General features: G+C 74.0%; 22 protein-coding genes. 10 read left to right on the top strand and 12 right to left on the bottom strand.

All coding sequences use genetic code 11. The features are described 5' to 3' along the window. Positions 1-92 precede the first annotated feature (92 nt). Entirely contained in the window at positions 93-2,891 is a 2,799-nt protein-coding gene (locus tag ACN261_RS24775) for a DEAD/DEAH box helicase (protein WP_421482047.1), read from the bottom strand. A gap of 86 nt (positions 2,892-2,977) precedes the next feature. Between ACN261_RS24775 and ACN261_RS24770 the strand changes: the two genes are divergently transcribed. Both ACN261_RS24770 and ACN261_RS24765 read left to right on the top strand, forming a co-directional pair. After that, complete coding sequence (locus tag ACN261_RS24770) at positions 2,978-3,745, top strand: HAD family hydrolase (RefSeq protein WP_421482046.1); 768 nt, start codon at positions 2,978-2,980, stop codon at positions 3,743-3,745. Next, positions 3,742-4,632, top strand: a complete 891-nt coding sequence (locus ACN261_RS24765; protein WP_421482045.1) for an EamA family transporter — start codon at positions 3,742-3,744, stop codon at positions 4,630-4,632. The genes ACN261_RS24770 and ACN261_RS24765 overlap by 4 nt, the downstream gene beginning before the upstream one ends. On the opposite strand, the gene ACN261_RS24760 is transcribed toward ACN261_RS24765, so the two are convergent. After that, positions 4,595-5,521 carry a diacylglycerol kinase family protein gene (locus ACN261_RS24760; RefSeq protein WP_425852410.1) on the bottom strand — a complete coding sequence of 309 codons (927 nt, stop codon included), beginning with the start codon at positions 5,519-5,521 and terminating at the stop codon, positions 4,595-4,597. The two genes, ACN261_RS24765 and ACN261_RS24760, sit on opposite strands and share 38 nt — an antisense overlap. A 107-nt stretch (positions 5,522-5,628) precedes the next feature. After that, complete coding sequence (locus ACN261_RS24755; RefSeq protein ID WP_425852408.1) at positions 5,629-6,495, bottom strand: oxidoreductase; 867 nt, start codon at positions 6,493-6,495, stop codon at positions 5,629-5,631. 102 nt (positions 6,496-6,597) lie between these two features. On the opposite strand from ACN261_RS24755, the gene ACN261_RS24750 reads away from it, so the two are divergent. Then, positions 6,598-7,431: a helix-turn-helix transcriptional regulator gene (locus ACN261_RS24750; protein ID WP_421482042.1), complete on the top strand. Its 834-nt coding sequence runs from the start codon at positions 6,598-6,600 to the stop codon at positions 7,429-7,431. A gap of 466 nt (positions 7,432-7,897) precedes the next feature. Here ACN261_RS24750 and ACN261_RS24745 read toward each other — a convergent pair whose 3' ends face one another. Next, positions 7,898-8,221: a TraR/DksA family transcriptional regulator gene (locus ACN261_RS24745; RefSeq protein ID WP_421482041.1), complete on the bottom strand. Its 324-nt coding sequence runs from the start codon at positions 8,219-8,221 to the stop codon at positions 7,898-7,900. Between the two features lie 338 nt (positions 8,222-8,559). Here ACN261_RS24745 and ACN261_RS24740 point away from each other — a divergent pair, with 338 nt between their 5' ends. The 3 genes from ACN261_RS24740 (at position 8,560) to ACN261_RS24730 (ending at position 12,621) form a co-directional block, all read left to right on the top strand. After that, a complete protein-coding gene (locus ACN261_RS24740) occupies positions 8,560-10,218 on the top strand; it encodes an FAD-dependent oxidoreductase (protein ID WP_425852405.1) in 1,659 nt (552 codons plus the stop codon). Beyond that, complete coding sequence (locus ACN261_RS24735) at positions 10,215-11,666, top strand: ATP-binding protein (RefSeq protein WP_425852402.1); 1,452 nt, start codon at positions 10,215-10,217, stop codon at positions 11,664-11,666. Before ACN261_RS24740 ends, ACN261_RS24735 begins: the two co-directional genes overlap by 4 nt. A 199-nt stretch (positions 11,667-11,865) precedes the next feature. Further along, on the top strand, positions 11,866-12,621 hold the full coding sequence (locus ACN261_RS24730; protein WP_421482037.1) for a MerR family transcriptional regulator: 756 nt from the start codon (positions 11,866-11,868) through the stop codon (positions 12,619-12,621). A gap of 20 nt (positions 12,622-12,641) precedes the next feature. Here the strand turns inward: ACN261_RS24730 and ACN261_RS24725 are convergent, their stop codons facing one another. From ACN261_RS24725 to ACN261_RS24715, 3 genes are all read right to left on the bottom strand, one after another. Further along, positions 12,642-15,464 (bottom strand): ATP-binding protein, encoded by a 2,823-nt coding sequence (locus ACN261_RS24725; protein WP_425852400.1) that lies wholly within the window; start codon positions 15,462-15,464, stop codon positions 12,642-12,644. A 181-nt stretch (positions 15,465-15,645) separates the two neighbouring features. Next, positions 15,646-16,332, bottom strand: coding sequence for a DUF305 domain-containing protein (locus tag ACN261_RS24720; protein WP_425852399.1), 687 nt, complete (start codon positions 16,330-16,332; stop codon positions 15,646-15,648). Further along, positions 16,317-17,069, bottom strand: a complete 753-nt coding sequence (locus ACN261_RS24715) for a lytic polysaccharide monooxygenase (protein ID WP_425852397.1) — start codon at positions 17,067-17,069, stop codon at positions 16,317-16,319. The genes ACN261_RS24720 and ACN261_RS24715 overlap by 16 nt, the downstream gene beginning before the upstream one ends. 159 nt (positions 17,070-17,228) lie before the next feature. Between ACN261_RS24715 and ACN261_RS24710 the strand changes: the two genes are divergently transcribed. Continuing rightward, positions 17,229-18,365 carry an MGDG synthase family glycosyltransferase gene (locus ACN261_RS24710; protein WP_425852396.1) on the top strand — a complete coding sequence of 379 codons (1,137 nt, stop codon included), beginning with the start codon at positions 17,229-17,231 and terminating at the stop codon, positions 18,363-18,365. Beyond that, on the top strand, positions 18,362-19,090 hold the full coding sequence (locus tag ACN261_RS24705; protein ID WP_425852394.1) for a polysaccharide deacetylase family protein: 729 nt from the start codon (positions 18,362-18,364) through the stop codon (positions 19,088-19,090). The genes ACN261_RS24710 and ACN261_RS24705 overlap by 4 nt, the downstream gene beginning before the upstream one ends. 79 nt (positions 19,091-19,169) lie before the next feature. On the opposite strand, the gene ACN261_RS24700 is transcribed toward ACN261_RS24705, so the two are convergent. From ACN261_RS24700 to ACN261_RS24685, 4 genes are read right to left on the bottom strand one after another with little or no spacing between them, the layout of a single operon-like run. Further along, on the bottom strand, positions 19,170-19,532 hold the full coding sequence (locus tag ACN261_RS24700; protein WP_421482029.1) for a hypothetical protein: 363 nt from the start codon (positions 19,530-19,532) through the stop codon (positions 19,170-19,172). Beyond that, positions 19,529-20,392 carry an extradiol ring-cleavage dioxygenase gene (locus ACN261_RS24695; RefSeq protein WP_145920058.1) on the bottom strand — a complete coding sequence of 288 codons (864 nt, stop codon included), beginning with the start codon at positions 20,390-20,392 and terminating at the stop codon, positions 19,529-19,531. The genes ACN261_RS24700 and ACN261_RS24695 overlap by 4 nt, the downstream gene beginning before the upstream one ends. Before the next feature lie 35 nt (positions 20,393-20,427). Then, positions 20,428-21,225: a citryl-CoA lyase gene (locus ACN261_RS24690; protein ID WP_421482028.1), complete on the bottom strand. Its 798-nt coding sequence runs from the start codon at positions 21,223-21,225 to the stop codon at positions 20,428-20,430. Continuing rightward, positions 21,207-22,367 carry a CaiB/BaiF CoA transferase family protein gene (locus ACN261_RS24685; RefSeq protein ID WP_421482027.1) on the bottom strand — a complete coding sequence of 387 codons (1,161 nt, stop codon included), beginning with the start codon at positions 22,365-22,367 and terminating at the stop codon, positions 21,207-21,209. The genes ACN261_RS24690 and ACN261_RS24685 overlap by 19 nt, the downstream gene beginning before the upstream one ends. A 247-nt stretch (positions 22,368-22,614) precedes the next feature. Between ACN261_RS24685 and ACN261_RS24680 the strand changes: the two genes are divergently transcribed. Then, positions 22,615-24,075 (top strand): amidohydrolase family protein, encoded by a 1,461-nt coding sequence (locus ACN261_RS24680; RefSeq protein ID WP_425852391.1) that lies wholly within the window; start codon positions 22,615-22,617, stop codon positions 24,073-24,075. A 62-nt stretch (positions 24,076-24,137) separates the two neighbouring features. Beyond that, positions 24,138-24,956 carry an IclR family transcriptional regulator domain-containing protein gene (locus ACN261_RS24675; protein WP_421482025.1) on the top strand — a complete coding sequence of 273 codons (819 nt, stop codon included), beginning with the start codon at positions 24,138-24,140 and terminating at the stop codon, positions 24,954-24,956. Positions 24,957-25,017: 61 nt separating this feature from the next. On the opposite strand, the gene ACN261_RS24670 is transcribed toward ACN261_RS24675, so the two are convergent. Next, positions 25,018-25,668, bottom strand: coding sequence for a TetR/AcrR family transcriptional regulator (locus ACN261_RS24670; protein WP_421482024.1), 651 nt, complete (start codon positions 25,666-25,668; stop codon positions 25,018-25,020). Positions 25,669-25,761 lie beyond the last annotated feature (93 nt).

Below are 25,761 nucleotides of genomic sequence, written 5' to 3'. Positions count from 1 at the left end.
CGCAACAGCGACCCCCCGGCAATCCGGGGGGTGCTGTCACGGTGACCGTCCGATGCGTCGATTCACCGCCCGACGGTGACCGAAAGTGATGATCAGGCGGAGGGGTAATGGGCGAGTACGCCCCGGTTCACGGCGGCGATCGCCTGCCGCGCGGTAGCCCGCAACTCCGTCGACGCCCCACCGGAGTCGGATAGTTGACCGAGCAGGTCGGCGACCTGTCGGGCCCAGCGGACGAAGTCCCCGGCCGGCATCTCCCCGTCGAACTGGTGCCCACTGGCGAGCACCTTGGCCAGGGTCTCCCCCCGCGCCCACCGGTAGATCGGCCAGGCGAACCCGAGATCCGGCTCCCGGGTGGCGGTCAGGCCCCGCTGCGCCTCGTCGGCCTCGATCTCGCTCCACAGCTTGAGCGTCTCGTCGACCGCGTCGGCGACCGGCCCACGCGGCAGCGACGCCCGCTCGTCGACGTCCCGCCGGGCCTCGAACACCACCACCGAGACGGCGGCGGCCAGCTCCGCCGGGGACAGACCGTCCCAGACGCCCCGCCGCAGACACTCGGCGACCAGCAGGTCGGCCTCCGTCCAGATCCGGCCCAGCATCCGACCGGCGTCGGTCACCCCACCGTCGGCGGACAGGTAACCCCGTGCCGTCAGCAGGGCGACGATCCGGTCGAAGGTGCGGGCCAGGGAGCCGGTGCGCCCCGACACCCGCTGCCGCAGCTCGTCGGTGTCCTTCTCCAGCCGCCGACGCCGCTCCGCCCACCGGGCGTGGTCCTCCCGCTCCGGGCAGGCGTGGCAGGGGTGCCGTCGCAGCTCGGTGCGAAGCTGGCTGAGCCGGTGGTCCTCACCGGCGGCCTGCTTGGACCGGCCGCCCCGCCGGCCACCGTGCCGGTCCAGCCCGGTGCCGCTGACCTCGGCGGCGAGATCCCGCCGCGCGGCCGGCGAGCGGTGGTTGAAGTGCTTGGGCACCCGGATCCGGGCCAGCACCTCGGCCGGGGTGGTGAAGTCGCCGGGACTGACCCGCCCCGCCCAACGGTCCTGGGTCAGCACCAGCGGCCGGGGCTCACCGAACCCCCCGGTCGCCGGATCGAGGACGACCGCGAGCCCGGCCCGCCGCCCGGACGGCACCCGGATCACGTCACCCACCCGCAACCGCTCCAACGCCGCCACCGCGGCGGCCTTGCGCTGGGTCTGCCCCTGCCGGGCGATGGCCCGCTCCCGGTCGGCGATGGCCACCCGCAGCGCGAAGTACTCGTCGAAGTCACCCTGGTGACACGCCGCCTCGGCGCCGTACGCGTCGATGGTCTCGGTGTTGCGCTGCACCTGGCGGGCCAGCCCGACCACCGACCGGTCCGCCTGGAACTGGGCGAACGACGACTCCAGCAGCGCACGCGCCGGCTCGGCGCCCACGCTGCCGACCAGGTTGACCGCCATGTTGTACGACGGCCGGAAGCTCGACCGCAGCGGATAGGTACGGGTGGAGGCCAGGCCCGCCACGTGCCGGGGGTCGGTCTCGGGTGACCACACCACCACGGCGTGCCCCTCGACGTCGATGCCCCGCCGCCCGGCCCGCCCGGTGAGCTGCGTGTACTCCCCCGGGGTCAGATCGACGTGGGCCTCGCCGTTGAACTTGACCAGCCGCTCCAGCACCACGCACCGGGCCGGCATGTTGATGCCCAACGCCAGGGTCTCGGTGGCGAAGACCGCCTTGACCAGCCCCCGGACGAACAGCTCCTCGACGACCTCCTTGAACACCGGCAGCATCCCGGCGTGGTGGGCGGCCAGGCCACGTTCCAAGCCGTCGAGCCACTCCCAGTAGCCCAGCACGCTCAGGTCCTCGCCGGGGATCGCGGTCACCCGGGACTCCACCACCCGACGGATCTCGGCGCGTTCCTCCGCCGAGGTCAGCCGCAGACCGGCCGCCAGGCACTGCTGCACGGCGGCGGCGCAGCCGGCCCGGCTGAAGATGAACAGGATCGCCGGGAGCAGCCCCTCCCGGTCGAGCCGGTCGACGATGTCCGGACGCAGCGGCCCCCGCCAGCGCGGCCCCCGCCGACCGCCGCCGGGACCGGCACCGCGCCCCTCCCCCAGCTCCAGCCGGCGGGTCTGCTCCCGGGTGTAGCGCAACAGCTCCGGGTGCACGTCGTGCTTGCGGGCCGCGTCGGCGTCGTGGAACAGGTCGAACATCCGCCGGCCGACCAGCATGTGCTGCCACAACGGCACCGGCCGGTGCTCACTGACCACCACCGCCGTCTCACCGCGCACCGTGACCAGCCAGTCGGCGAACTCCTCGGCGTTGGAGACCGTCGCCGACAGCGACACCAGGGTCACCGAGGAGGGCAGGTGGATGATCACCTCTTCCCAGACCCCGCCCCGGAACCGGTCGGCGAGGTAGTGCACCTCGTCCATCACCACGTAGGCCAGGCCGGCCAGGGTGGTCGACCCGGCGTAGAGCATGTTGCGCAGCACCTCGGTGGTCATCACCACCACCGGGGCGTCCCCGTTGATCGCGTTGTCGCCGGTGAGCAGCCCCACCTGGGCGGCGCCGTAACGCTGCACCAGGTCGTGGTACTTCTGGTTGGACAGCGCCTTGATCGGCGTGGTGTAGAAGCACTTGCGCCGGGGAGCGGGGGACGCGTCCCCGGCCGGCGACGCCGCACCCGGCACACCCCGCAACGCCAGGTGCACGGCGAACTCGCCGACCACCGTCTTGCCCGCCCCGGTCGGGGCGCAGACCAGCACCCCGCTGCCCCGCTCCAGCGACTGGCACGCCTCACGCTGGAAGTCGTCGAGGTCGAACCCCAGGTCGAGGGTGAACTCCTCCAGGGCCGGGAACTGGGCGGCCTGGGCAGCCCGGCGACGGGCCTCGGCGTACCGCTCGGCGGGGCTCGACATGTCAGCAAGATTAATCGGTACCACCGACACCCACCGCCCAAGGCCGTCCGGCACGGCCGTCGGGGCGGGTCGGTAGGGTGCACGACGTGCCGGATCATGCCGAACCGTCCCCCACCCCGAACGGCGTCACGCACGCCACCCGGGCGGGCGCGTCCCGCCATCGCGTCCAGGCGGTGCTCTTCGACTTCCACGGCACCCTCGCCCAGGTCGAACCGGCCCACGACTGGGTGGTCGCCGCCGCCGCGACGTGCGGGGTCGAGCTGGAGCGGATGCGGGCCACGGCGCTTGCCGACCGGCTGCTCACCGCCGGCCGGGCCGGCGGCCCGCTGCCGGCCCGGGTACCGCCCCGGCTCGCCGAACTCTGGGCCGACCGGGATCTCTACGAGCACGCCCACCGGGCCGCGTACACCGGGCTGGCCGAGACGGTGGACGCCGGGATCGACGGCTTCGCCGAGGCGCTCTACGAGCGGGTGCTGACCCCCGACGGCTGGGTGCCCTACCCGGACACCGCGCCGGTGCTCACCGCGCTCCGCGACGCCGGGATCCCGGTGGCGGTGGTCAGCAACATCGGCTTCGACATCCGCCCCCACTTCGCAGCGTGGGGGCTGGCCGACCTGGTCGACGCGTACGCGCTGTCGTACGAGGTGGGGCGGTGCAAGCCGGACCCGGGCATCTTCCTGCGCGCCTGCGGGATGCTGCGGGTGGACCCGGAGCGGACGCTGATGGTCGGGGACACCCCGGCCGACGCCGGGGCGGTCGCCGCCGGCTGCGGGGTGCTGGTGCTGCCGGCCGCCGGACCGGGCCGACCCAGCGGCCTCGGCACCGTGCTCGACCTGGCCCTGCCCTCCCCGTGACCGGCTCGTCCGGCCGGGCGACGGCGGTCGGGCTGGTGCTCGGCGGGGCGTTGTCGGTGCACTTCGGCTCCGCCGTCGCCGCGCTGCTCTTCCCCCGGGTCGGCGTCCCCGGCACGGTCACCCTGCGGCTGGCCATCGGGGCGGCGCTGATGCTGCTGGTCTGCCGCCCCCGGTTGCGCGGGCACGACCGGGCCGACTGGCTGGCCGTCGGCGCGTTCGGGCTCGCCCTGGCCGGCATGAACTCGGTCTTCTACCAGGCCATCGAACGGATCCCGCTCGGCCCGGCGGTGACCCTGGAGGTGCTCGGGCCGCTCACCCTGTCGGTGCTGACCGCCCGCCGGTGGACGGCCTGGTGCTGGGCGGGTCTCGCGCTGGCCGGGGTGGCGCTGCTGGGCCAGGGCGGCTTCGACCGGCTGCACCCCGTCGGCGTCGGCCTCGCGCTCACGGCCGGTGCGCTGTGGGCCGCGTACATCGTCTGTTCGGCGCGGGTCGGCGGGCGGTTCCCCCGGGCCGACGGGCTGGCCCTCGCGCTGGCCCTGGCCGCGCTGCTGTCGCTGCCGTACGGCCTGGCCGACGCCGGGGCCCGGCTGTGGCATCCGGGGGTGCTGGCCCTCGGGGCGGGGCTGGCGCTGCTCGCCTCGGTGCTGCCCTACACGCTGGAACTGTTGGCCCTGCGCCGGCTGGCCACGTCGACCTTCGCCGTGTTGATGAGCCTCGGTCCGGCGCTCGCCGCGCTCGCCGGCTGGCTGATCCTGGGGCAGGACCTGCACCCGGTCGAGGTACTGGCGATCGGCCTGGTGGTCGTCGCCAGCATCGGCGCGGTCCGCGCCGCCGCCCCCCGGGGGCCGCTCACCGCAGCAGACGCACCGCCCGAGGCACCGCGCTGATCCGTACCGGCAGGTCCAGGGACCGTTCCCCGTCGGCGTACGTGGTGATGCCCTCGGCGGCCAGTTCGACGGTGCGGGCCCGGAAGCTGCTCGCCAGCGGATGCGTCACGTGGGTGCCCGCGTAGATGCGGGGTTTGACCCGGATCAGGGTGCGCCTGTCGAAGCGACCGCCGACCACCACGTCCAGCAGCCCGTCGGTGAGGTCGGCGGCGGGGCAGATCCGCATACCGCCCCCGTAACGGGCACCGTTGCCCACCGCTACCAGCACCGCGTCCACCTCGTGCGCGACACCGTCGAGGCGCAGCGTGTAGCGGCGCGGGCGCAACCGGGCCAACTCGACGAGGATCGCCATATCGTACCGGCGGGAGCCGCGCGGCCAGCGCATCCGGTTGGCCCGCTCGTTGACGATCGCGTCGAAGCCGGCGGCGAGGACCGCCCCGTACCAGCGGTCGGTGCCGTCGCCGCCGGTCATCCGGGCCAGGTCGACCGCACGGGTACGGCCGGCCCGCAGCGCGGCGGCGATCACCGCGACGGCGGCGAGTGGATCGGCCGGGAACCCCGCGTCGGCGGCGAAGTCGTTGCCGGTGCCGACCGGCACCGGGGCGAACGGCACCGGCGTGCCGCCTACCGCCTGCAGCGCCCGGTGGACGGTGCCGTCGCCACCGACCGCGACCAGCGCGGACGCACCGTTGGCGACCGCCGCGTGGCAGGCCGCCTCGGCCCCGGCGGGGTCGCGGGCGGTGAGCAGTTCCACCGGGTGGCCGGCGGCGGCGAGGCCGTCGAGGACCCGGGGCAGCAGCGCCCGGTGCCGCCCCCGGCCGGCGACGGGGTTGGCGAGCACGGCGACCGGGCCGGCCGTCCGGCGATCGTCTGCGGTCACGGCGAGCACCGTACCGGCTCGACCGGCCCGTGGGGCCGACCCCGATCCCCCCTCTCGACGGGTGGAGTGGGCCATCACCCCTAAGGCATCCTAGGCTGCTAGGTGGGTTCCCTCAGCTACGGCCTGCTCGGCAGGGGGAACGTGGTGGCTGTCATGCTCTCGGAGAGGGTCCAGAGGCGGCGGGCGAGTTCGGGGTCTCGGGCCGCCTTCGACGGAGTGGTGACCCTGGGGCGGCCCCGGGACTGGGTCACGCCGCTCGGTGAGACGTAGCTGTTGCCGGGCAGGTCGGCGGTGGCGGCGTGCACGGTGGTCCGGGCGCCGCCCACGTCGGACTGGGACAGGGGGCGCAGCAGGGCGTTCGTCCAGCGGGCCGCCCGGCTGCCGCCGTGACTGAGCAGGTTGGTGGCGGCCAGGCCGGGGTTGGCGGCGGTGGCGAGGACGGCCGAGCCGGACGCGGTGAGGCGGCGCTGGAGTTCGGCGGTGAAGAGCAGGTTGGCGAGCTTGGACTGGGTGTACGCCGGGAACGGCCGGTAGGGGCGGTTCCTCCAGTGCGGATCGTCCAGGTCCAGGGTGCCGGCCCGGTGCCCGCCGGCGGACACGGTGACGACCCGGCCGGTGATCCGCGGGAGCAGTAGGTTGGTGAGGGCGAAGTGGCCCAGGTGGTTGATGCCGAAGTGCGGTTCGAAGCCGTCGACCGTCAGATCCGGCGGTGGCATCATCACCCCCGCGTTGTTGATCAGCACGTCGACGGGTTCGGTCCAGGCCGCAGCGAACGCGCGGACCGAGGACAGGTCCGCCAGGTCGAGGCGCCGCACCTCGGCCCGGCCGGGCATGTCGGCGGCGGCGGCGCGGCCCCGGTCCAGGTCGCGGACCGCGAGAACGACGCGGGCACCCCGGGCTGCCAGGGTACGGGCGGTGGCGCGGCCGATGCCGCTGTTGGCTCCGGTGATCACGACGGTACGCCCGGCGAGAGATGGTGTCATACGTCGAGGGTCGTCCGGTGCCGGCCGGGTAGCCAGGGCCCGCCGCTACGGTAGGAACGGCGTTACCAGGCAACCCGCCGGGAACGCGGCCATCATGGGGCCATGACGAACGATCTCGGCAGTCTTCTGCGGGCGTGGCGGGACCGGTGCTCCCCCACCGACGTGGGCCTGTCCGGGCACGGGCGGCGTCGGGCGCAGGGGCTGCGCCGTGAGGAGCTGGCCGGGTTGGCCGGGGTGAGCGTCGACTATCTGGTCCGCCTGGAGCAGGGCCGGTCGCGGCGGCCCAGTCAGCCGGTCGTGGCCGCGCTGGCCCGCGCCCTGCAACTCGACGAGGCACAGAACGCCCTTCTGCACCAGGCCGCCGGGCTGCCGGTGCCGGCCGGCCGGGTGGTGCCGGTGCACATTCCGCCCGGGGTCCAGCGGCTGGTCACCCGGATGACCGACTACCCGGTGGCGGTCTACGCGGCGGACTGGAGCCTGATCACCTGGAACACCATGTGGAGCGCCCTCTGCGGTGACCCGGCGGGCAGTCCGGCCGCCGACCGCAACGTGATCCGGGCGACCTTCTGCGCGCCCCCGAACTGGGCTGACACCCACGGGCCGGACGAGGAGATCGAACGGGCGCTGGTCGCCGACCTGCGTCAGGCCGTCACCACCTATCCGCAGGACGAGGAGCTGCGTACCCTCGTCGCCGAGGTCTCCGCGGCCAGCCCGCGCTTCCGGGACCTGTGGCGGTCGGGCGCGGCGGGACGGCATGTCAGCTCCCGCAAGACGGTGCACCACCGGCTGGTCGGTGACCTGGAGCTGGACTGTGACGTGCTGACCGTCACCGGCTCCGACCTGCGGATCACCGTCTACACCGCGGCGGCCGGCAGCGCCGCCGCCGAGCGCCTGGAGTTCCTGCGGGTCGGCGCGGTGCACACGGTCACGCCGTGAAACAGGTCCGGACGATCCGCGTCAGCGACCTCACACCGGACAGTCGGTCCGCCACCGCCCCGGCCACGTTGACCTGGGCCCTCCGTACGGGCGTCGAACGTCAGGAACGTCGGGATCATCCTCGGCGTCACCATGCGTTCCGAGATTCCTCACGGGCCGGACGTATGGGGCAAGGGATGGTCGGTGCGCGTCCTTTCGATCTGACGACGTCGACGACTCAACTCCGGTCAGCCGATGTCGGTCGGCACGGACGGGTGTGACACCGGCGGCGGGTGGAGGCGTTGCGGCGGGTGATGCGTCGACGTCATCAGCTCGAAAGGACGCGGACCACCCACCGGTCCCGCCCGCCGGTGCCGGGCCCCACCGTCTCCCCGTCCCCGCAGGGGCCCGACACCGGCCGACCATCCCGCCGGCCGGAGCCGGCGGTGGCACACGCCACCGCCGCGCCGGGTCCGGGTCGGACGGGTCAGCCGTGGGCCTTCTGCTGGCAGGGGACGCAGAAGCGGGCCTGCGGCAGCACCTCCAGCCGTTCGGCGGGGATCGCCACCTGGCAACGTTCGCAGCGGCCGTAGCTCCCCTCGGCGATCCTGCGCAGCGCGCCGGCCAGGTGGTCCAGGCTCTGCCGGGTGGCCGCGATCAGCGCGCCCCGGGTGTGCGCCTCGGCCGGGTCGCCGGTGTCGGCGGTCAACTCGGTCAACCGGGCGGTCTGCGACGCGAACTGGTCGGTGAGGCTCTGGCGGAGCATGGTCAGCCGGTGCTGGTCGGTCTGGTCGTGCAGATCGGTGCTCATGGACGGGTCCTTTCGGGCTCGGTGTCCGGGTACGGGGTCGGGAAAAACAAAAAGGGCCGAAGCCTGTTGGCTTCGCCCTGGTGGCCGTTGCGGAGGATGTCCGGTCTCCGGGTGGGCCACGCCCGGCGGGGATCGGGCTCGGCCGCCGGTGGGTGGGCACGACCACCGCCACCGGGGAACCGGTGGCGGTGATGCGGGGGCTGACGGCCGGGTACATGGGGGCAACCATAGGCCGGGTCCGGGAGAAAACCAACGGATAACCACCGTCGGCCCGGCCGCTCCCGGACCGCGTCGGCGGCACGGACGCCCGGCCCGACGGCTGTGCTTACATGGGCACCATGGCACAGCCGGTGATCCTCACCATCGACGACGACCCCGCCGTCTCCCGGGCGGTCGCCCGCGACATCCGCCGCCGGTACGGCGACCGCTACCGGGTGGTCCGGGCCGACTCCGGCCCCGGCGGCTTGGAGGCGCTGCGGGAGATCAAGCTGCGGGGCGAACGGGTGGCGGTGATGCTGGCCGACTACCGGATGCCCGAGATGAACGGCATCCAGTTCCTGGAGGCCGCGATGGACCTCTTCCCCGCCGCCCGCCGGGTGCTGCTGACCGCGTACGCCGACACCGAGGCGGCGATCGACGCGATCAACGTGGTCGACCTGGACCATTACCTGCTCAAGCCGTGGCACCCGCCGGAGGAGAAGCTCTACCCGGTGGTGGACACCCTGCTGGAGGCCTGGGCGGCCAGCCCCGACCAGGCCAGCGACGAGATCCGGGTGGTCGGGCACCGCTGGTCGGCCCCGTCGTTCGCGGTCCGCGACTTCCTCGCCCGCAACCTGGTGCCCTACCGCTGGCTGCTCACCGACGACCCGGAGGGTGGCCGGTTGCTCGCCGCCGCCGGGGCCGACGCCACCGACGTGCCGCTGGTGGTCACCCCGGACGGCAAGGCGCTGGTCGCCCCGACGGAGGCGGAACTGGCGGCGGTGGCCGGGCTCACCGTCGCCCCGTCCGCCGACTTCTACGACCTGGTGGTGGTCGGTGGTGGGCCGGCCGGGCTCGGCGCGGCCGTCTACGGGGCGTCGGAGGGGCTGCGCACCGTGCTGGTGGAGCGGCGGGCCACCGGCGGCCAGGCCGGGCAGAGCAGCCGGATCGAGAACTACCTCGGTTTCCCCGACGGGGTCTCCGGTGCCCAGCTCACCGACCGGGCCCGCCGGCAGGCGCTGAAGTTCGGCGCGGAGCTGCTCAGCACCCGCGAGGTGGTGGGGCTGGAGAGCGCCGGGGCGGCCCGGCTGCTGCACTTCGGCGACGGCAGCACCATCGCCGCGCACACGGTCGTGCTGGCCACCGGCGTGTCCTACCGGGTGCTCGACGCGCCCGGCCTGGCCGACCTGACCGGGCGCGGAGTGTTCTACGGCGCGGCGTCGACCGAGGCCCCGAGCTGCGTCGACCAGGACGTCTGGATCGTCGGCGGGGCCAACTCCGCCGGCCAGGCGGCGGTGCACTTCTCCCGGTACGCCAGCCGGGTGCACCTGCTGATCCGGGGCGCCGACCTGACCGCGTCGATGTCGTCGTACCTGATCCAGCAGCTGGACCGGATCGACCGGATCGTGGTGCACCCGCACACCGAGGTGGTCGGCGGCGACGGTGACGGGCACCTGGAACGGTTGCGGCTGCGGGACACCCGCAGCGGCGACGTCCGCGAGGTGGACGCCTCGTGGCTGTTCATCTTCATCGGCGCGGAGCCGCGCACCGAATGGCTGGACGGGGTGCTGGTCCGCGACGGGCGGGGCTTCATCGTCGCCGGCCCGGACCTGACGGCCGGTGGCCGCAAACCACCGGGGTGGACCCTCGCCCGCGACCCGTACCACCTGGAGTCGAGCCTGCCCGGGGTGTTCGCCGCCGGTGACGTGCGGGCCTCCTCGGTCAAGCGGGTCGCCTCGGCGGTCGGTGAGGGTGCCATGGCCGTCTCGCTGGTACACCGCTACCTGGAGGCACAGTGAGCGACTCCGACGAACGACTCACCCCGGACCAGGTGCGGGAGCTGTTCCTGTTCGCCGCCCTCGACGCCGACCAGCTCGACTGGCTGGCCGAACACGGTCGGGTCGAGCACCGGGCCGCCGGCACCGTGGTCTACGCCGAGGGCGAGGAGGCGACCTGCTTCTTCACCCTGCTGTCCGGCACGGTGTCGATGAGCCGGCGGGTGCACGGCGACGACCTGGAGGTCACCCGCACCGACCAGCGCGGCGTGTACGGCGGGGCCACCCAGGCGTACCTCGGTGGGCAGGTCGACCAGGTCTACCTCAACACGCTGCGGGCGGTCACCGACGCCGCGTTCCTGGTGCTGCCCGCCGAGACGTTCGCCCACGCGGTACGCACCTGGTTCCCGATGGCCATGCACCTGCTGGAGGGGCTGTTCTTCGGGATGCGTGACACCCAGACCATCATCGGCGAGCGGGAACGGCTGCTCGCCCTGGGTTCGCTGTCGGCCGGGCTCACCCACGAGTTGAACAACCCGGCCGGCGCGGCGGTACGGGCCACCTCGGCGCTGCGGGACCGGGTCGCCGGGATGCGGCACAAGCTGGCGATGATCGCCGACGGCCGGCTCGACGGCCGGCGGCTGCACACCCTGGTGGAGTTGCAGGAGGAGGCGGTGAAGCGGGCCGCCCGCGCGCCGCAGCTGTCCCCGATGGCGGCCAGCGACGCCGAGGACGCCCTGGCCGACTGGCTGGACGAGCAGCAGGTCACGGCCGGCTGGGACCTCGCGCCGACGCTTGTCGCCGCCGGCCTGGACACCGCGTGGCTGGAGCAGGTCCGCGAGGTGGTCGGCCCGCAGGACCTGGAGTCGGCGGTGCGCTGGCTGTCGTACACGTTGGACACCGAGCAGTTGATGGCCGAGATCGACGACGCGGTCACCCGGATCTCCACCCTGGTCGGTGCGGCCAAGCAGTACTCGCAGCTCGACCGGGCCCCGCACCAGGTGGTGGACGTGCACGACCTGCTCGATGCCACCCTGGTCATGTTCAAGGCGAAGGTGCCGCCGGGGGTGCGGGTGGTCCGGGCGTACGACCGGGACCTGCCCCCGATTCCCGCGTACGCGGCCGAGCTGAACCAGGTGTGGACGAACCTGATCGACAACGCGCTGTCGGCGATGGGCCCTGCGGGCACCCTGACGCTGCGCACCGGCCGGGCCGGCGACCTGCTGGCCGTCGAGATCGTCGACACCGGGCCGGGGATTCCCGAGGCGGTCCGGCCGCGTATCTTCGAACCGTTCTTCACCACCAAGGCCGTCGGTGAGGGCACCGGGCTGGGGTTGGACATCTCGTACCGGATCGTGGTCAACAAGCACCACGGCGACATCCGGGTGGACAGCTTGCCCGGGTCGACCGTGTTCCGGGTGCTGCTGCCGTTCACCGCCCCGGCCCGCGCCACCGACGCCCCGGGACGCTGACAGCGAATCCGGCCGTCCGGGGATACTGTGATCGCGCGGTCACGGAGGATAATGGTTCGTCGCCGCCGGAGGCAAGTAGTGGTTCCCCTCATGTCGCCGGGGAGTGCCCGGCCATACGCTCGGCCACGGGGGGTCTGCCGTCCGCCGCAACCGGCCGGCAGGTCGCCGTACCCCGTCCCCGACGCAGGCGGAGGCTACCGTGACCATCGACCGGGTGACTACCGGGCCGGCGAACGCCGGCACCGCGGTCGGCTACACCGTTGAGGAACTCGCCCGCAAGGTGGGCATGTCGGCGCGGAACATCCGCGCCCACCAGGCCCGCCGGCTGTTGGCACCCCCGGTGCGCCGGGGCCGGGTCGCGCTCTACGACGACTCCCACGTGCGCCGGCTGGAGGCCATCCTGACCCTGCAACGGCAGGGTTTCAACCTGGTCTCCATCGAGGCGATGCTCGGCGTGCGGGGCGGCGACGACACCCCCGACGGGCTGACCGCGATGCTGCAACGGCTGGCTGCCGAACGGCCCGCGTTGACCCACGCGTTGACCCGGCACGGGGTGATCGGCCGGGCGCCGGACGGGACGGTGCGCACGGTGCGGCCCCGGCCGTTGCGCGCCGCGTTGGACCTGCACCGGGTCCGGATGGGGACGGTGCCGGCGTTGCAGGCGCTCAGTGAGGTGCTCGACAGCGTCCGGCCCCTGGCCGACGAACTGGTCGCGGAGGTCACCGCCCGGATGTTGACGCTCGCCCCCGAGCTGGGTGGCGGCGGGCCCCGGCCGTCGTGGTCCGACGGGGACCGGGAGACGATCCTGCTGACCCAGGGGGTGGTCAACGTACTCACCGAGGCGTTCCGGTTGGCGGTGGAGCACCAGGCCGAGGCGCACATCGCGGGCCTGTTGGACACCAACGCTCCACAGCAGACATCCGTCGGGGAGGGCGCTCTGGCCGACAAGGGCTGACGTCGCCGCGGCGGCCCGGGTCAGCGGTCGGTGTCGTCGAACCGGGACACCCAGGCGACCAGACCGGAGCGGGACTCCACGCCCGCCTTGCGGTAGATCCGGGTCAGGTGCGCCTCCACCGTGCGGGGGCTGATGTGCAGCTGACGGCCGATCAGCCGGTTGGTGACGCCGGTGCTGGCCAGCCGGGCGATGTGCCACTCCCGGTCGGTCAGGGCGGTCTCGGCGAGCGCCCGCACCGGCCTAGCCAGTCGCAGGCCGACCCGTTCGGTGCCGCACCGGGCGGCCAGTTCCTGTGCCTGGCGACGGGCCCGGCCGGCGGGGCCGTGCTGGTCCACCGCCTCGGAGGCGCGGGCGATGGCGACCAGGGCGAGGCTGTGCCGCAGTGTCATGCCGGCGGCCCGGAACCGGTCCGCCGCGGTGCGCAGGTACGGCAGCGCCGTCAGCACCTCGCCCCGGGCGAGCAGCACCTCCCCGTACGCCGACTCGGCGAAGGCGTGCTGGCCGGGCAGGCCGAGCAGGTCGGCGGCGGCCAACGCGGCGCGGGCCCGCCGGTACGCCTCGGGCAGGTCCCCGGCGGCCAGGGCGGCGGAGCAGAGCAGTTCGTGCCACATCGGTCGCAGGGAGGCCTGCAGGCGGGTCAGCCGGCTGTCGCCACCGGCGTCGGTGAGCATCTCCACGCAGGTGTCGGGATCCCCGGCGAGCAGCGTCGCGGTGGCCAGCGCGGTCGCCGCGGTCCGGCCCGACCAGCTGTCGAGGTCGTTGGCGAGCTCCACGGAGGTGCGGGCCAGGGCCACCGCGCGCTCGTCGTCACGTGGGCCGCCCCGCCACGCGGTGGCCTGGGCCTCGAAGGCGAGGGCGAAGCTGAGCAGGGAACGGCTGCCGATCCGGCGGGCGATGCCGCCGGCCTCGGTGGTCAGCCCGATCACGGTGCCGAGCTGCCCCCGGTGGTAGGCGACCTGGCTGCGGCCGAGCAGCAGTTGGCAGAGCCCGTCGTCACGGTGGGCGTCACGGACCAGGGTGATCCCCCGGTCGAGGTGCCGGGTGGCGTCGGCGGGTCGTTCCAGGAACAGCTCGGCCAGCCCGACCGCCAGCAGGCAGTCGGGGCGCTCGCGCAGGTCCCGGTCGGGCAGCGCGTCGACGATCGGCGTGCCGGCGGCGAGCAACTCCCGGGCGATCCGCACCTCGCCGTCGTGGGCGGCGGCGAGCCCGCGGACGGCGAGCAGGCCGGCCCGGTCGATGCCGCTGGCCTCGCCGTCGGGTGCTCCGCCGGGCACCGGCGACGGGTGACCGGACAGGATGCCGATCGCGCCGAGTTCGGTGGCGAGCTGGAACGCCCCGGCGGTCGGTGTCCCGACCAGTTCCCGGCGGCTGATCGCGGCGGCCTCGGCGTAGTTGCCGAGCAGGCGCTCCACCCGTACCCACTGGGCGACGGCTGCGGTCCGGCGGCCGGTCGGGTCGACGGGCAGTTCGGGGACGACCTCCCGCAGCAGGGTGCGGCTCTCGGCGAGGTTGCCCATCTCGCCGGTGATCCGGGCCAGCAACAGGGTGACGGCGTGCCGGCTGTCCGGGGAGCCGGCCGGCGGGCGTACCGCGCGCAACGCCGTACGCAGCCAACGGACGGCCGACTCCGGGGCATCGCCACGGATCTCCTCGGCGGCCCGGCAGAGCACGTCGACGTAGGGTTCGACCGGCCGGCCGTGGGGCAGCCCGAGCAGGTGTTCGGCCTGCGCCGCCCGCTCGGCCGGCGGGGCCTGCCGGGCGAGCAGCACGGTCAACGCCCGGTGGTGCGCCTCCGCCCGCCAGGCCGGGTCGGTGTCCTGCGCGACCGCCGCACGCAGCACCGGGTGTCGGAAGGTGAACCGTGCCGTGGTCGGGACGACCCGCAGCAGGTCCCGGCGGACCAGACGCCAGGCGGACTCGGTCACCTGCCCGGTCGGCAGCCGGGCGACCTCGGCGAGCAGGTCCACCCCGCACGGGGTGCCGCACACGGCCGCGGCTCGCAGGCAGGTCGCGTCGACCGGGGACAGGCCGGCCCACTCGGCGCGCAGGGTGGCCACGGCCCGGTCGGTGAGCCGGGGCCCGGTGGTCGGCGCAGCGTCCCGGTCGCCGTCGGCCGGCCCGACGCCGGCCAGCGCGGCGAGGTAGCCGGGGTTGCCGGCGGCCCGGTCGTGGCGGCGGCCCAGCTCGGCCGGGTCCTCGTCCGGGTACAGCGCGACGGTTTCGGCGAGGCTGAGTGGTCCCAGTTCGATCCGCTCCCGGCCCCGGCCGCCGGGGACGCCGGCCTCGGGCGGGCCGAACGGCATCGCGGTGTCGAGCTGGCGGGGCCGGTAGACCAGGATCAGCAGCAGCGGCGCGGGCACCGGGTAGCGCAGCAGGTGGGCGACGAGCCCGATGGACGAGGTGTCGGCCCAGTGCAGGTCGTCCAGGACGAGGGCCAGCCCGTCGCGGGCGGCCAGGGTGAGCAGCCGGCGGGCCAGTTGGTAGGTGCGGAACTGGCGTACGTCGAGCGGGGCCGGCAGGCCGTCGGGCACGACGGTGGAATGCTGCGGGTCGGCACTCACGGGGTGGGGGGCGCCGAAGGCGTGCCGGAAGACGTGGAACGGGATGTCCCGCTCGGCCTCCACGCAGGTGCCGACGGCCCGGGGCAGGGCCGGGACGCAGCCGTCCAGCGCGGCGTGGACGAGGCGGGTCTTGCCGATTCCCGGGTCGCCGACGACCTCGCACACGACCTGGGTGCCGGTGCGGACGCTGTCGGCATGGGCGGCGCGGATGCGGGCGACCTCCGGCCGCCGTCCGACGAATGGTGAGCCGGACAGCGCATCCTCCAGCCCAGCTGCCGTCACGCAGATCACGTGTATTCCCTGCGACCCTCCAATGGGGATTGCCGGGACTATACCGGTGGCCGGAAACACGAGGAACATCGATGTCGCGGGGGTGACCGAACGATTCGGCCCGCTGACCGTACGGGTGGGGGAATCGGCCGTTTCCGCTGTGGCGTCGGGCGTTTCCGGCGTCGGCCGACGGTCAGCGGGTGGGCGGGATGACCGGCAGCGCGGCGATCAGTCGGATCTGCGCGGTACGGGACTCGTCGATGCGCCGGGCCAGGTCGCGGACGGCCGGGGCGACGGCCACCGCCAGGTGTGCCCGGGCCAGCGCGGCGGCCTGCCGCTGCTGCGGCACCAGCACCGCCACCAGGGCGGCGTCGTAGCCGGCGTCCGGGGTGCCGCGCAGCAGTGCCACCGGATCGGGGGTGTCGCCCGGGTCGGGGTGGGCGTGCCGGTGGCGGTCGCCGGCCGGTCCGGCGGCGGCGATCCACTGCCTGGCCTGGGCCACCTCGTCGGTCTCGGTGGCGTCGATCGCCGCGACGAGGGTCCGCAACCGGGGTTCCCGGACCCGCTGTGGTGCGGCCCGGACGATGGCCAGGGTCCGTTCCTGGTGGGCGGTCATGGTGTGCAGGAACACCAGGTCGAGTCCGTCGACCACGGTCGTGGTGCCCGACGGCGCGGGGGTGGCCGGGGGCGCGGTGGGCGCGCATCCGGCGAGCAGCAGGGCCGCCACGGCGACCACGGCGCTCCGGCGTCGGCGGGCGGGCCGGTCGGCGGGCACGGGTGGCCGCCCGCCGCCGGCCCGTCCGGGGCCGGCGGCGGGTGGGGACGCGATGCCCGGTCGGCGCGGCGGCATGGTCGACGGCCGGGTCAGATCCGGGTCCACAGGGCGGGCACGTACGGCGGTTCCCAACCCGGCAGGGCGGTGTGCGCCTGCCGGCACCGGTAGCTCACCGCCTGGTAGGTGACGACGTCGCCGACCTGGTAGCTACGGCCGGCCGTCCAACTGCCACCGGCGGTCGGCGGGGCGGTCGGGGTCGGGGTGGCGGTACGGGTGGGGGTGGGCGTGGGGGTCCGGGTCGGCGACGGACCCGGCGTGGGGGTGGGTCCGGTTCCGCCGATCTGCACGTCCACGCAGGAGTAGAACGCGTTGGCGGTGTCGGCGATGTTCCAGACGGCCAGGATCTTCTGTCGGCCGGTGAAGCCGCCGAGGTTGACGGTGTGCGAGACGGTGGCGTCGGGTTGCCGGCCGCCGCCGTCGACGACGCCGACCCGGGTGCCGCCGATGAAGTACTCCCAGGTGCTGGTGGCGTGCCGGGCGGTGTTCACCCAGGTGAAGGTGACCGTGCTGCCGACCGGGGTGGCCGGCCAGCCCCGGTTGTCGTCGTTCAGGACGTCGAACTGGGTGATGCCGGCGTTGCAGCTGCGCAGGCCCTTGACGCCTTCGACGCTCTGCGGCTCGTAGCGGATCTGACCGCAGTCGGGCACCTTGCCCTGGGCGCAGAGGGCCTGGCGGCTGGGCGGGGCGGAGACGTAGCCGTGGGCCTGGGCGGGCGCGGCGAGGCCCAGGGAGGTGACGACGGCACCTGTCGTCACCAGGGGGACGGTGATCGTGCGGCGCATGGGCACTCCTCGACGGGGGGATTGCCACCACGGTAAATTAAAGTTTGTTAACAGTAAAGACGTCTTTCTGTTCTCGACATCGGATGCGGCGCTCCCCCGGGACTGTCCCGACCCGCGACGGGTATCCGCGCCCGCATGGAGTGCCGAGGGCGGGTCCTCGTGATCTCGGCGGACGTCGGCGCCGGCCACGACACCGCAGCCGGCGAACTGGCCCGCCGGCTGCGGGAACGCGGCCTCACGGTGGACCGGCTGAACCTGCTGGACGTGCTGCCGCGCCCGGTGCGCTGGATGTTGCGGGAGGCGTACCGCGACGTACTGCGTCGACTCCCCCGCGGCTACGACGCGCTGTTCACCCTGACCGCCCGGTCCCGGCTGTCCGTCGCGCTGATCCGCAGGCTGCTACGACCGGTGCGACGCCGGATGGGCCGGGCCATTCCGCCGGACACCCTCGCCGTGGTGACCACCTACCCCTTCGCCAACCAACTCCTCGGACCGCTGCGCCGGCAGGGCCGGCTCACCGTCCCGGTGGTCAGCTACGTCACCGACTTCGCCCTGCACCCCACCTGGCTGAGCCCCGGCGTGGACCGGTACTACGCGCTGCGGCACGCCGAGGCGCCCCCGCTCGACGCCGACACCCCGGTCACGACGGTGCGACCGCTGGTGTCACCCGCCTTCGGCGGCGCGCACCGCACCGACCGGCGGCAGGCCCGTCGCCGGTTCGGGCTGCCCGAACAGGACCGGCTGGCGTTGATCGTCGCCGGGGCGTGGGGCGCCGGGGACGTCGAGACCACGGTGGCGGAGGTCGGCGCGACCGGCTGGGCCCGACCGGTGGTGGTGTGCGGGCGCAACGTCCCGCTCTACGAGCGGCTACGCCGGGACTGGGAGCACGTGTTCGGGTGGGTGGACGACATGCCGACCCTGATGCGCGCGGTCGACGTCGTGGTGGAGAACGCGGGCGGCCTGACCTGCCAGGAGGCGCTGGCCGCCGGGGTGCCCGTGGTGACCTACCGGCCGCTGCCCGGACACGGGCGGGCCAACGCCGGCATCCTCGCACGGGCCGGCCTGACCCGACGGGCGGCGTCGGCGGAGCAGTTGCGGCCGGCGCTGGTGGAGACCGCCGGCCGGCGCGACCGGACCGCCCCGCTGTCCGTCGACCCGGCCGACGTGGAGGCACTGGTCACCGAGATGGCCGCCGCACCCGGTGACGGCCGGGCGTACCACCGGCCACGCCGGGGCCTCGGCGACGCCGTGGCGGTGGTCGCGACGCTGCTCGCCCCGACGCGGGGCCGCCGGTGAGGCAACGGACGGCGGGCCTGCTGGCGGCGGGGCTGGTCGCCGTCGGCGCGGGCCTGCACGGGGCACCGGCGGTCACCGCGCTGCCGGTGCTGCGGGGGCGGCTGCTGCACCGGCTCGACGGGGTGGGACCGCCGGACCGGATCGCGCTCACCTTCGACGACGGCCCCGACCCGCGGTCCACCCCGCACTTCCTGGCGGTGCTGGCCGCCCACCGGGTCCGGGCGACGTTCTTCCTGCTCGGCACGATGCTGCGCCGGCACCCCGAGCTGGGACGGCGGCTGGTCGCCGCCGGACACGAGGTCGCCCTGCACGGCGGGGAACACCGCAACCTGCTGCTGCGGGGGCCGCTGGCCACCGGCCGGGACCTCGCCGTCGCCCACGAGCTGACCGTCACCGTCACCGGACAGACCCCCCGGTTCTACCGCCCGCCGTACGGGGTGTCGACCGGGCCGGCCCTGCTGGCAGCCCGCCGGTTGGGTCTGCGGCCGGTGCTCTGGACATGCTGGGGACGGGACTGGACCCGTACCGCCGACGCCCGGTCGGTGCTGGCCGAACTCCGTCGCGGACTGCGTGGCGGCGGCACCGTGCTGCTGCACGACTCCTCCTGTGCGGCCGCGCCCGGCGCGTGGCGGTCCGCCCTCGACGCCCTCCCCCACCTGCTCGACGAGTGCCGGCGACGGGGGTGGACGGTGGGTCCGCTCGGCGACCACCTGGACGCGACGTGACCCTCGCGGTGCTGGCCGCGCTCGTCGCGGCGTTCGCGTTCGCCCTGTCCACCACGCTGCGCCAGCGGGCGGCCGGCGGTCAGGTGGCGATGTCGGGGTACGGCAGCGAGAAGTGGGCCAGCCGCAGGCCGTACTGCTTCTGGTAGGCCATCGGCTCGGCGTGGTCCCGTTCGAACATGGCGATGAACAGGGTCAGGGTGAGGAACGGGTGGGCGCCGAGGGCGAAGAGCCGGACATGGTCGTGGTTGGCCAGCGCGTCACGTTCCTCGTCGGTGAAGCGCAGCCAGGTGCTCGCCTCGCCGGTGTGGCAGTTGAGGACCGCGTTGGCGCGTTCGGCCTCCCACCAGGCCACCGTCCCGTGCGGGTCGGTGCGGTAACGCTCGACCAGCTCCGGATCGCGGTCGACGGTGTAGAGGAACTTGTCGACCAGGTAGCGGCTCATGCCGGTGCTCCGTTCGGGTACCAGGTGAAGTACGCCTCCATCGTGTGGAACAGGTCGAGGGTGTCCACGTGGTCGGCCTTGGCACCCGCGCCGGCCACCCCCATCATCAGCATGAAGTCCATGAAGCCGTGGGTGGCGTTGCCGGGGGCGTGCAGGCTGTCCAGGGTCACCTCGGACAGGCAGCCGTCGAGGTCGCCGTTGGCGATCCACTCCACCGCCCGACGGTCGAACTCCGGGTCGGGGCCCTGCGGGCCGAACTGGCGCGGCCCGCCCAGCTCCAGCGACAGGTGGCCGGTGCCGATGACGGCCACCCGCAGGTGGCTGGGCCAGCTCTCGACGATCTCCCGGATGGCCGCGCCGAGCTGCACGAACCGTTTCGGCTGCGGCAGCGGCGGGGCGAAGATGTTGGTGTAGATGGGCACGATCGGCAGGTCCGCCTCGGGCCGCAGCGTGATGATCGGGCAGGTGATGCTGTGGTCGATCCGCAGCTCGTTGCTGAAGGCCAGGTCGAACCCGGCGTCCAGGCCGGCGCGCAGCACGTGGGCCGACAGGTCCTCCTGGCCGCGCAGCAGCATCCGGGGCAGGCCGAACTCGCGTTCCTCGTTGTACCAGTTGGCGTCGTAGAACGGGGCCTTGCCGACCAGGAACTGCGGCATGTTGTCCAGCCAGAGCTGGTGGAAGTGGTCGGAGCCGACCATCACCAGCACGTCCGGCCTGGCCCGGGTGAGGGTCTCCCGGAACGCGAGGATCTTGCGGGCCCACTCGTCGGCGAACGGGGGCCGGTCCTCGCCGGTGGCGGTGGTGGCGCGGTAGTAGAACGGATGGTGGGTGGAGGCGATGACCGCGACGACCTGGGCCATGGCCGCTCCTCTCGCAGACGGTGGCGGTGGGGGGATCAGTCGGCGTCGTCCGGCACGTACCGGGCGTTGCGGTCGACGGTGCGGTAGATGTCCATGCCGAGCGGGCGACGGCGCTCCTCGGCGAGGTGGCCGAGCAGGCCGGCGGTGCGGGCCAGCAGGGCGAAGCCGCGCAGCAGGTCGATGGGCAGGCCGAGGTCGGCCAGGGCCGCGCCGCACACCCCCGCGCCGTTGAGCGGCAGGGTACGGCCGAGCACCTGCGGGTGGACCCGGCCGATCGCCTCGAACAGCCGCAGGTGCGGCCCGCGCAGGCCCTCCTGCTCGGCGATCGCGACCAGCACGGGGGTGCGCGGGTCGGTCTCCTTGTGCACCGGGTGGCCGAGCCCCGGCACCAGACGCCTGTCGACGCGGGCGGCACGGACCGCGTCCAGGGCGACGGCGTCCCAGCCGGCATCGTCGGTGGGCAGCTCGGCGACACCGGCGAGGGTGTCGGCGAGGAACCGGCCGCAGTCCTCGGTGACGCCGAGGAAACGGGAGCCGCCACCGAGCAGGCCGGCGGCGATCGCCCCCTGCAACGCCTCCGGCGCGCTGAGGTACGTCAGTCGGGCGGCGATCGCGGTGGGGGTGAAGCCGTGGTCGGCCAGGGCCACCAGGACGGCCTCGAAGACGCGTACCTCGCCGGGGCCCGGGCGACGCCCGGCGACCAGCCAGAAGGCCAGTTCACCGAAGCCCACCCGGCCCATCAGGTCGCCGGCCAGGTCCTGACCGAGCAACCGGATGGTGGTCGGGTCGGAGGTGCCGATCGAGGTCGGGAAGTCTAGCTGCCGGTCAGCCACGCGCGGATCTCCTCGCCGTGTTCGTCGAGCGCGGGCGGCGGGGCGCCGTACCGCGCGGGGGTGTCCGAAAGGGTGATCGGGTGCCGGATGCCCGGCACCGCGGCGGCGCCCTCGCCGACGGTCACCACCGGGTCCAGCCCGAGACGTTCGGCGAGCGCCACCCCGCCGTCGATGGTGTTGATCGGGGCGCAGGGCACCCCGGCGGCCATCAGGTCGGTGAACCACTCGTCGCGGGTGCGTCGGCGCAGCCGTTCGACCAGCAGCGGACGCAGTTCCTCCCGGTTGGCGGTGCGGTCCTGGTTGCGGGTGAACCGGGGGTCGTCGACGAGTTCCGGCAGGTCGAGCACCTGGCAGAGCCGGCGGAACTGCCCGTCGTTGCCGGCGATCACGATCAGCTCGCCGTCGGCGACGGGCAGCGGCTCGTACGGGAAGAGGCTGGGGTGGGCGTTGCCCATCCGGTAGGGCACCACCCCGCCCGCGACGTAGCCGCTGCTGTGGTTGACCAGCCCGGACAGCGCCGAGGAGAGCAGGTTGACCTCGACGTGCTGGCCACGGCCGGAGTCGTGCCGGTGGTGCAGGGCGGCCAGGATGCCGATCGAGGCGTGCAGCCCGGCCATCACGTCGAACACGGAGATGCCGGCCCGGTAGGGCGGGCCGTCCGGGTCGCCGGTGAGGCTCATCAGCCCGGAGATGGCCTGCACCATCAGGTCGTAGCCGGGGTAGGCCGCGCCCGCGCCGGTGCCGAAGCCGCTGATCGAGGCGTAGACCACCCGGGGGTTGCCGGCGGCGACGGTGTCGTAGTCCAGCGCGAATCGGCGCAGCCCGCCGGGCTTGAAGTTCTCGATCAGCACGTCGGCACGGGCGGCCAGCCGGTGCGCCACGGCCAGGTCGTCGGGGTCCTTGAGGTCGAGCGCGATGGACCGCTTGTTGCGGTTGATGCCCAGGTAGTAGGTGGCCACGCCGTCGCGGACCGGGGGCATCCAGGTGCGGGTGTCGTCGCCGCCGGGCCCCTCCACCTTGATCACCTCGGCGCCGAGGTCGGCCAGCAGCATGGTGGCGTACGGCCCGGCGAGGATGCGGGAGAAGTCGGCCACCACGACGCCGTGCAGCGGCCCGGTCCTGCTCGGTGTCTCCTCCACCATGCCCCACCCCTCGACTTGACCGCCAGACGGACGACTGTCCGCATGGCCAGTTTCCCGACGAGCCCGCCGGGCGTCAACACCCCGAGGCAATTCTCGGGAAACTCCCAGCTCCACGCCGTTTGCAACGACCGGAAACAGTTCGGCAACTCGCCCTTGACATGGCCGGTGACCGGGAACACACTGGCGAAACTTGATCTGACCGTACAGCGGACGATCGTCCGCAGACCTCGGAACGGAAGTGGCGGCGATGAGCGCGAACGAGGGGCGGACACCGGTGGTGGGCCGGCCGGTGGTCTTCCGCAACGGCCTGGTGCTGACCATGGACGACACCCACACGGTGCTCCCCCGCGCCGACGTGCTGGTCGTCGACGACCGGATCGCCGCCGTCGGCGTGGGGCTGGACGTGCCGGAGGGCACCTGGGAGATCGACGCGGCCGGCGGCATCGTCATGCCCGGCATGATCGACACCCACCGGCACATGTGGCAGACCGCGATGCGCGGCTACGGTGCCGACTGGACGCTCACCCAGTACTTCGTCTGGTACTACCTGGAGTCCGGCAAACTGTTCCGCCCCGAGGACGTCTACGCCGGCAACCTGCTCGCCGCCATCGAGGCGATCGACGCCGGGGTCACCACCACCGTGGACTGGTCGCACGGCCTGCAGACCCCGCAGCACGCCGACGCCGCCGTCGACGCCTTGGAGGCGGTGCCGGGCCGGTTCGTGCTCGCCTACGGCAACCTGCAGCAGGGACCGTGGGAGTGGGCCACCACCCCCGAGTTCCGCGACTTCGTCACCCGCCGCGTCCACGGTCGCGGCGACCGGCTCGGCTTCCAGATGGCCTTCGACGTCACCGGCGACCCGGCCTTCCCCGAGCGGGCCGCCTTCGAGGTCGCCCGGGACCTCGGCGTACCGGTCACCACCCACGCCGGGGTCTGGGGGGCCACCAACGACGACGGCATCCGGCTGATGCACGAGCACGGGTTCATGACCGAGTCGACCGTCTACGTGCACGCCGCCACCCTCAACCGCGACTCGTACCACCGGATCGCGGCCACCGGCGGCTCGGTCTCGGTGTCCACCGAGAGCGAGCAGAGCGCCGGCCAGGGCTACCCGCCCACCTGGCAGCTACGCCAGCACGACATCCCGGTCTCGCTGTCGATGGACACCAGCGTCTGGTGGAGCGGCGACCTGTTCTCCGCGATGCGCGCCACGCTGAGCGCCGACCGCTCCCGGGAACACCTCGAGGCGCACGGTCGACAGGAGACCGTCACCCACTGTCACCTGCGCGCCGAGCAGGTGGTGGAGTGGGCGACCCGGGGCGGTAGCCGGGCGCTCGGCCTCGACCACCTCGTCGGCGCCCTCACCCCGGGCCGCCGGGCGGACGTGGTGCTGATCAAGAACGACCGGTCACCGGTGATGTTCCCGATCCTGCACCCCTACGGCCACGTGGCGTTCCAGGCCCAACGCGGCGACGTGCACACCGTGCTGGTCGACGGCCGGGTGGTCAAGCACGAGCACCGGCTGGTCGACGTCGACCTCGCCGCCGCCCGCGCCGCCGTGGAACGCACCGTCGAGCACCTCACCGGCACGATGGGCGTCGACGCGTGGGAGAAGGGGATGAACCCGGACGTCCCCGAGACGGCGGTGCTGGACAACCCGTACACCTACACCGAGTGGGACGCCGGCTCGGCACAGTGGAAACATTAGCCATCCGACGCGCCCGGCGGGTGACCGCCCGCCGGGCGCGGGGCAGCCAGCGAAGGGACTCCATGGGGCGCGAGGCCGGAACCGACTTCATCGAGGCGCTGGCGCGCGGCCTCGACGTGCTGCGCTGCTTCCGTCCGGGCCAGCCGACGATGACGCTCAGCGAGATCGCCACGGTGACCGGGCTGGCCCGCCCCACCGTCCGCCGCATCCTGCTCACCCTGGAGGAGCTTGGCTACGTGCGCGCCGCCGACCGGGGCTTCGCGCTCACCCCCCGGGTGCTGGAGCTGGGCGTGGCGTACGTCAACTCGCTGAGCATCTGGGACGTCGCCCGTCCGCACATGCGCCACCTGGTCACCGAGACCGACGAGTCGACCTCGCTGGCCCAGCTCGACGGCAGCGACATCGTCTACGTGTCCCGGGTCGCCGTGCCCAAGATCGTCACGCTCGCGGTGACCATCGGCACCCGGTTCCCGGCGGTGGCCACCTCGATGGGCAAGGTGCTGCTGGCCGCCCTCACCCCGACGGAACTCACCGCCGTGCTGGCCGTGCCGAGCCGCTCCGGCATCGCCGCGCGCTGGCAGCCGGACCGCGACGAGCTGGACCGGGAACTGCGCGAGGTGCGGGCACGCGGCTGGGCCCTGGCCGACCAGGACCTGGCCGCCGGCATCCGGTCGGTCGCCACCGGGGTACGCGACGGCGACGGCCGGGTGGTGGCCGCGCTCAACGTCACCGTGCACGCCGCCGAGACCTCACTGGAACGGCTCACCGACGAACATCTGCCCCGGCTGCTGCGCACCGCCGCCGAGATCAGCCGGGACTGGGCCCGGCTGGACACCGTGCCGATGACCGTGCAGCGGCCCGCCACGGACCGTCCGGGCTGAGCCGTCGGTCGAGCGGTGTCGACGTGCGTCACCCGCAGTCGGCACGGCCGGCCGGTGACGATCAGGTCGGCGGCGGGTGGGCCACGGCCTGCCGGCGGGCGACGATGGCCGGGTAGACCTGCTCCACGATGGTCAGCAGGGTGGCGGTCAGCAGCAGGTGCACCTGGTCGCGGTCCAGCGTGCCCCGCTGGAGCCACTCCCGGGCGGTCGAGGTGGCCAGCCCCCCGTACGCCCGGATCATGCCGCGCAGCTCGGCCCGGCAGGTCGCGACGTCGGCCAGCCCCACCGCGACGAGCACGCTGTCCGCTGCGACCTCCTCGGCCTCGCTGAGCACCCGGGCGACGTCGGCATCGTGGCCCATCCCACCGGCGGTCACGGCGGCCAGCCAGGAGTCGCGGTGCCGGGAGACCACGTCGAGGAACCAGGTGACGCTGGCGTCGACCCGGGTGCGCAGGTCGCCGTCGGGCAGCCGTTCGACGGCGACCCCGGGCACCGTCACCATCACCCGCACGACCTCCAGGTAGAGCTGCTTCTTGGTGCCGAAGTAGTGGTTGATCAGGCCGCGGGCCACCCCGGCCGCACGGGCGACGTCGGTGGTCGACACGTCCGCGTACGGGCGCGCGCCGAACAGCCGTACCGCGCAGGCGAGGATCTGTCCCCGCCGGGCGTCGGGCTCCAGCCGCCGTCGCCGGGGTTCGGTGTCAACGCTCATCCGCCGAACCCTATCGGCAGGTGGCGCGGCGTGTCCCGGGTCGGCGGGCCGGTCCCGTCAGCCGGGGTGCCGGTCGTCGGCGGGCGGGTCGAC

It is taken from the genome of Micromonospora sp. WMMD723, from assembly GCF_049863385.1.
Lineage (GTDB): Bacteria > Actinomycetota > Actinomycetes > Mycobacteriales > Micromonosporaceae > Micromonospora > Micromonospora wenchangensis.
The sequence above is the reverse complement of the archived record's forward strand: the minus strand, read 5'-3'. Positions and strand labels throughout refer to the sequence as shown.

Bases quoted from the DNA above. Each gene is read 5' to 3' on its own strand.
- ACN261_RS24700 (WP_421482029.1), bottom strand. From the start codon at position 19,532: ATGAGCCGCTACCTGGTCGACAAGTTCCTCTACACCGTCGACCGCGAT.
- ACN261_RS24670 (WP_421482024.1), bottom strand. From the start codon at position 25,668: ATGAGCGTTGACACCGAACCCCGGCGACGGCGGCTGGAGCCCGACGCC.
- ACN261_RS24685 (WP_421482027.1), bottom strand. From the start codon at position 22,367: ATGGTGGAGGAGACACCGAGCAGGACCGGGCCGCTGCACGGCGTCGTG.
- ACN261_RS24675 (WP_421482025.1), top strand. From the start codon at position 24,138: ATGGGGCGCGAGGCCGGAACCGACTTCATCGAGGCGCTGGCGCGCGGC.
- ACN261_RS24680 (WP_425852391.1), top strand. From the start codon at position 22,615: ATGAGCGCGAACGAGGGGCGGACACCGGTGGTGGGCCGGCCGGTGGTC.
- ACN261_RS24775 (WP_421482047.1), bottom strand. From the start codon at position 2,891: ATGTCGAGCCCCGCCGAGCGGTACGCCGAGGCCCGTCGCCGGGCTGCC.
- ACN261_RS24715 (WP_425852397.1), bottom strand. From the start codon at position 17,069: ATGCGCCGCACGATCACCGTCCCCCTGGTGACGACAGGTGCCGTCGTC.
- ACN261_RS24745 (WP_421482041.1), bottom strand. From the start codon at position 8,221: ATGAGCACCGATCTGCACGACCAGACCGACCAGCACCGGCTGACCATG.
- ACN261_RS24750 (WP_421482042.1), top strand. From the start codon at position 6,598: ATGACGAACGATCTCGGCAGTCTTCTGCGGGCGTGGCGGGACCGGTGC.
- ACN261_RS24695 (WP_145920058.1), bottom strand. From the start codon at position 20,392: ATGGCCCAGGTCGTCGCGGTCATCGCCTCCACCCACCATCCGTTCTAC.
- ACN261_RS24755 (WP_425852408.1), bottom strand. From the start codon at position 6,495: ATGACACCATCTCTCGCCGGGCGTACCGTCGTGATCACCGGAGCCAAC.
- ACN261_RS24740 (WP_425852405.1), top strand. From the start codon at position 8,560: ATGGCACAGCCGGTGATCCTCACCATCGACGACGACCCCGCCGTCTCC.